General features: G+C 36.8%; 5 protein-coding genes. 4 read left to right on the top strand and 1 reads right to left on the bottom strand.

Features of this window, described 5'->3' with window-relative positions; translation table 11 throughout:
* Positions 1 to 67: 67 nt before the first annotated feature.
* From IMO47_RS04970 to IMO47_RS04980, 3 genes are all read left to right on the top strand, one after another.
* Complete coding sequence (locus IMO47_RS04970; protein WP_196074572.1) at positions 68 to 580, top strand: dihydrofolate reductase; 513 nt, start codon at positions 68 to 70, stop codon at positions 578 to 580.
* Between the two features lie 31 nt (positions 581 to 611).
* Positions 612 to 1,673 (top strand): DUF4105 domain-containing protein, encoded by a 1,062-nt coding sequence (locus IMO47_RS04975; protein ID WP_196074573.1) that lies wholly within the window; start codon positions 612 to 614, stop codon positions 1,671 to 1,673.
* An 82-nt stretch (positions 1,674 to 1,755) separates the two neighbouring features.
* A complete protein-coding gene (locus IMO47_RS04980) occupies positions 1,756 to 2,196 on the top strand; it encodes an META domain-containing protein (RefSeq protein ID WP_196074574.1) in 441 nt (146 codons plus the stop codon).
* Between the two features lie 338 nt (positions 2,197 to 2,534).
* On the opposite strand, the gene IMO47_RS04985 is transcribed toward IMO47_RS04980, so the two are convergent.
* Positions 2,535 to 4,553 carry a hypothetical protein gene (locus IMO47_RS04985; protein ID WP_196074576.1) on the bottom strand — a complete coding sequence of 673 codons (2,019 nt, stop codon included), beginning with the start codon at positions 4,551 to 4,553 and terminating at the stop codon, positions 2,535 to 2,537.
* Positions 4,554 to 4,697: 144 nt separating this feature from the next.
* Between IMO47_RS04985 and IMO47_RS04990 the strand changes: the two genes are divergently transcribed.
* Positions 4,698 to 6,077, top strand: coding sequence for a dihydrolipoyl dehydrogenase (locus IMO47_RS04990; protein WP_196074575.1), 1,380 nt, complete (start codon positions 4,698 to 4,700; stop codon positions 6,075 to 6,077).
* Positions 6,078 to 6,194: the final 117 nt, after the last annotated feature.

Genomic DNA, 6,194 nt, shown 5'->3' on the forward strand with positions numbered 1-6,194 from the left:
TCTAATTTGTTATTTTCCTTCTTTTCAAGGAGAAGGTTCACCAAATGAATCATGAAGTAAACTGTGTATGACCTTTAAAAATTTTGAAATCGTTCATGTGGTTGCCATGGATCAACAGCACTGTATTGGTAAAGCAAATGATCTCCCTTGGCATATCTCGGCAGACCTAAAGCATTTTAAAGAAATTACTCAAGGTGGTGTGGTTGTCATGGGGCGCAAGACTCTTGAATCCATGGGGCGTGCTTTACCAAAACGCGTAAACTGGGTCATCACGCGTGATTCAGACTGGCATTTTGATGGTGTAAAAACTGCCAACAGTATTGAATCTGCTTTGGAGCAAGCGATTCCTGATGTTTTGGCTTCAGAAAAACCGACCAGTATTTTTATTATTGGTGGCGGTGAAATTTTCAAACAGACGCTTCACATTGCTGATCGATTGGAACTTACACATGTTGATCTGGATGTTCAGGGTGATGCACATTATCCAGAAATTCCTCTGGAATTTCACAAAGTAGCCAGTGAGTCACATGTTGATGACAAAACAGCTATTGCTTTTGAATTTGCAACATATAGAAAATAGCACTGAACATGATCAATAAAAATAGCGGCTTATGGATAGCTTAAAAACGAAATCAATGCTACACAGATTAGGAATGAGTTTACTTCATTGCTTATTTAGCCTATTTGTTGTCATGACGAGCATTTGGTTCTGTTTTGCCATTTGGATTCAGCAACCGCTGGGGCAAATCTTTAGCTATGTTATTATTATCATATGGGCATTTTTTGCACTGAGCATTCTTGGAATCTATTTCACCAAGAATCTGTTTAGTCGAAAAATCGACAGTTTGATTTATCTCGTTGCATTTCTTCTAAGTTTAGTTTGGTATTTTAATATTCCAGCTAAGCAAGACCGTGAATGGAGCCCTGAAGTTTCCAGAATTTTTACTTATGAGAAGCACGGTTCTCAAGTGACTATTCATAATGTTCGAAATTTCAATTGGCATACAACAGATCGATATGATGAGCGATGGGAAACACGGACATATAATTTAGATGATATTACAGGGGTAAATATCATCACCTCATACTGGATGGGGCCGCAAATTGCGCATACATTGGTGAGTTTTAATTTTTCAAATCAACGACCTTTAGTCTTCTCAATCGAAATTCGCAAAGAGAAAAATGAAAGTTTTTCTGCAATAGGGGGGTTCTTTAGACAGTTTGAGTTAAGTCTCATCGCTGCTGATGAAAAAGATATTGTTTATACACGCAGCAATATCCGGGGTGAACAAGTCTATTTTTTCCCTGTCAAATTACCAAAAGCTGAAAGCCAGGCATTGTTTGAAGAATATTTATCGAAATCCGCAGATTTAGCACAGCATCCAAAATGGTATAACACCTTAACCAGTAACTGCACAACTTTGGTTTTTGACATGGTACAAGCCATTTCAGCTGAGAAGCTTCCGACAGATTATCGTTTGATTGCTTCTGGTTATTTGCCCAATTATTTGTATGATCTTGGCGCTTTAAATCACCAGTGGTCTATGCACGAATGGTATGAAAAAGCTCATGTGAATCCTAGAACTGATGAATATGCACATTTTAAATATCAAAATAGTGTTAATTTCTCTAAAGTCATGCGCTTGGGTTTACCCGAAGAACGTGCAAAATAATATGTAACGATGTTTAAATTAACCCAGTGATATACTTCATTTCTATTGCAATAAAATTATGACAAGATCAGGGAGAACACTCATGTTCAAAGCCATCATTGCAGCAACATTAATAACTTCTACTTTTTTTGCCACAGGATGTACCTCAACACCGAATAGCACCCAGCAAGTGCAAAACCTGAGTTTATTACAAAATAAAAATTGGACACTCACCCATATTGGTGCAACGGAATACAAGCCAGACTCAGGCTCACGTAATGTACCCAGTATTCAATTTGGTTCAGATCTGCGTATAAGTGGTAGTGATGGCTGTAATCGCATCATGGGACAATATGCACTGAAAGGGCAACATATGACAATCGGACCATTGGCTTCGACCAAAATGTTTTGTCAAAACAGCATGCAGATTGCAACGCAATATACTGAAGCTTTAAGCAAAGTTCAGGGCTTTCAAGTCTATGACAAAACGTTAAAGTTAGTCGATCAATACGGTAATCGTGTTTTACAGTTTACAACACCTTAAGCATTGAAAGTTTGATTAACATACATTGGCTAAAAGTCTAAGCATTTAATTTAGGCTTTTAGCTGCTTTTGGTTCTAGCTCCAGTTAATCTCGAAGCTAAACCAATACTGAGTATAAAAATAAAGACAATAATTTTACTACACACGCAAATGAATGATTCGAATTAAAATAATGGTGATTTAAAATTTGGATATTTCAATGAAAGTAATTGGTCTGATCTTAATCTCTTGCCTATTTTTGTCTGCGTGTAGCTCAATGAATGTTAGACCTACGGTGGGTGTAAGTATGGGTACATCGGTAAAATAAAAAAACAGCGCCGAAGCGCTGTTTTTTTATAATTAGTTAAAACTATTAACTACATTTATAAATGGCTTTGTTACAGTACCATTCGGTGTAGTTACTGTTATACGAATCTCATCACCTGGGGCACATTTTAAGCTACGAACGCTGTATATGACTCCCTTATTATCATTTTGACGAAATGTGTCTGGCATTAGTAAATCCATAACACCAGGAACTGTAACCGCTCCGCTTATAACTTCAGCCTCACAACTCAAATTATTATCTGTATTATCTTTTGCTGTAGCTGAAATAGTCGTACCTGAAGGCATTGGAACCGTTTTTAAACCATTTCCATACATTTGAAAAGAAAATACGCCAGGCAGAGCTTGAGTCATTGAACTATTAACCCCGCTCAAAGCAACAAACGTAGGTGTTTCACTTGAAAAAGCAAAACGTAACTGTCTACGTAGAACCGCATCTAGTTGATTATTACATGTGCCTTCAATATTTGGCTGAGCTATTGTAGATGGAATACATGTTGCTCCAGATGCACCACGCACATATTTAAACTCACCTTCATCTTTCTGATTATTTTCGTTATCATCTAAGAAAAAATCACCAATATTTTGGGTTAATTTATCGATTCCAGCGGTATACATATTGTCATTATTGACATCTATGTATTCTTTGTCGCCTTCAACAAAAGCTAGGACACTGACTCGACTATCAAAAGGACGTGGATTTTGAGTAGTTAAGGTAACACTACAAACACCGTTGGTAGTTGCACAATTTGGTGTAACACTACCACCTTCAGAAATAAAACTAATCACTGTTCCATCCGGGACAGGGTTACCAACACGATCAGCCATTCGTGCAGTAATTGTTGAAGTATCACCATCACTGTCACCTGCTAATGCAACTTTGCTTACAGATAAGCTTAAACCATTCTGTGTCACACGACCTGAAGCAACAGCTACTTCTTTTGACAGCACAAAAATGTTTGTATTACTTAGTAATGTCGCTTTAATCTCGACTGGTCCAGGTAGATTTCCAGGATAAAGATTTACAATAACTTTACCTGATGCATCACTTTTAACTGTTTTTGGAATTCTATTACCATCAGTAACAAAACTTAAATCACTCGGACCTTTAGTAAGTTCAATGTTGACATCTTGATTTGCTGCAGGTGTACCGTTCGCATAAACAGTAAATTCAACTCTCCCAGAAGATGCAGAACCACTATTTCTAGTCACTAAATTTACTTTGCCAACAGTCGTGTAAACTAAAGAATTTGCTGCAATAGCTGCAATTTGAACATTAATAGACTTAGAAACAGAAACATTACTGCCTGTCGCAATAATTGTTTGCCCGTCTTCGCATAGTTTACCATTTGCATCTATAGCTTTGTACGTGACAGCAACATCACCTTGATTTGAAGAAACGACCGAATTGTTATCAAAAGTACCACAGCTTGTACTAAAGTTTACAGTGACATTATTTTGATTATTCTTAGTCACTGAATCCTGTGTTTTAAGCGTTATTATTGTTGAGCCACCAGAATCTAGTGAGGTATTGGCTGCAACCATGTTTTCAAATGAAATATTTGCCGCTTGAAGAGAATAGTTGTAGGGGGTTGTTGTTGCAGTTAGATCTTTATGACTAACTGTTGCTGTAAGTTGATAACTGCCAGTATCAGTACTATTTCCAGGTTTGACTGAAATACTCGCTTCCCCATCCGCGTTTGTTAAAACTGCACCATTTGAAGTTCCAAATACCACGCCTGTACCTTGGAAAGTCACTAATGCCCCACTAATTCCTACACCTCTACCATCAGTGACCTTTACTTTTGCAGTAGCACCTGAAACAGTTATAGTATTAGTTGAAACAGAGTTTGCATCTAATAATGTGATTGAGCTAATATTTAACGCAGAAATTGTAGTTCCACCGCCATTATTACCATTATTTGAGCCACTGTTATTACCATCATAATAACCACCACCACCACCACCACAACTTGCTAACAAAATTGAAATTGCTATAGCACTTAACTTGCCAGTAACCTTCTTAGTGTCCATAATTTTACTCAACGTAAGAATCCCCAAAAAAATTGTTGTAGATTATTTTGAGTGCTATGTAACCATAGATATTTATATGTGTAAATACGCTATTTCAAAATGTTTTTTAATGTAATTTTTATTATTTAAAATCAGGTTTATACAATGTATGACATCATTATCATTGGTGCAGGAACAGCAGGCATCAGCGCATATAAAGAAGCCATTAAATACACCTCTAATCTCTTGATTATTAACAAAGGACCATGGGATACCACTTGTGTTCGAGTCGGATGCATGCCAAGTAAAGTTTTAATTTCGACAGCCAATCGAATGCATGATATTCAACATGCAGACGAAGTTGCCTTAAATGTTCAGTCAGAAATTAATACAGATCAAGTGATGCACCATGTCCAAAATTTACGTGATCGTTTTGCACGAGCAACACTAAAAGATGTGGAAAGCTGGGAAGAAAAACACAAAATTGATGGTGAAGCGAAGTTTATAAATGCCAATACAGTTGAAGTGAATGGTCAACATTATCAAGCAAAGTCATTTATTCTCGCTGTAGGTTCAACACCAACGTATGATAAAGATTGGAAAAAAAATATTGGCAATAAACTTATTACTTCAGATGAAGTGTTTGAACTCAAAGCCCTGCCTCAATCAATCGCAGTGATTGGTAGTGGTGTGATTGCAATTGAATTAGCCCAAGCCATGCATCGCCTAGGTGTAAATACGACTGTTTTTGCTAGAAGCAAAAAAGTCGGTGTGTTGACGAGTCCGAGTTTACAAGCAATTGCGCAAACAACACTTTCCAAAGAGCTCAATATTAAATTCGAGGTTTTACCCAACACAATTGAAAATTTAGAACAAGGCGTTGCAGTTTCATTTATAGAAAATGATCAACCCAATACCATAAAGGTAGATTATGTTTTAACAGCAACAGGACGAAGTTCAAACTTATCAACTCTTGCTTTGGAAAATATAGATAGTTCATTTTCAGATTTAAAAAATCTTCCTATTCATCAAGGTACTAAACAACTTTCTAATTTTCCAATATTTATTGTAGGTGACGCATTTACTCAAACTCCGTTACAGCATGAAGCAGCACATGAAGGAAGGAATGTTGTTTCAAGCTGTTTAAATTTCCCAAAAATCCAAGACTTAAATACACTGGCACCATTGGGTATTGTCTTCTGTAGCCCCGAAATGGGAATGGTTGGTCAAAATTATGCAGCACTATCCAAATCAAATATAGAATTTATTACAGGATTCGCCTCTTATGAAAAACAAGGGCGCGCATTAGTTTTAGGAAAAAATAAAGGTGCCATTGAAGTTTATGTGGATAAAAAAACAAGGAAACTGCTCGGTGCTGAGCTTTTTGTTGAATCTGCGGAGCATATGGCACATTTACTGTCTTGGATTGTCTCCGAAGAACTCACGATCGATAAAATATTGGCAAAACCATTCTATCATCCAACACTAGAAGAAGGCATTAGAACAGCTTTAAAACACGCAAGACGGCAATTAAATCAAGCTTGATATAAAAGCCTTCACCTTATTAAAAGCTCACCCTGAGTTGAGCTTTTTGTTTAGCTTATATACTCATCTTTCCAATTTTTCTTGTTGTTTCATCTCATTCTTTTTATTTTCCATCAC

This window comes from Acinetobacter sp. Res13-Abat-PEC15-P4-01, assembly GCF_015676285.1.
In the GTDB taxonomy this organism is placed as follows: Bacteria; Pseudomonadota; Gammaproteobacteria; order Pseudomonadales; family Moraxellaceae; genus Acinetobacter; species Acinetobacter nematophilus.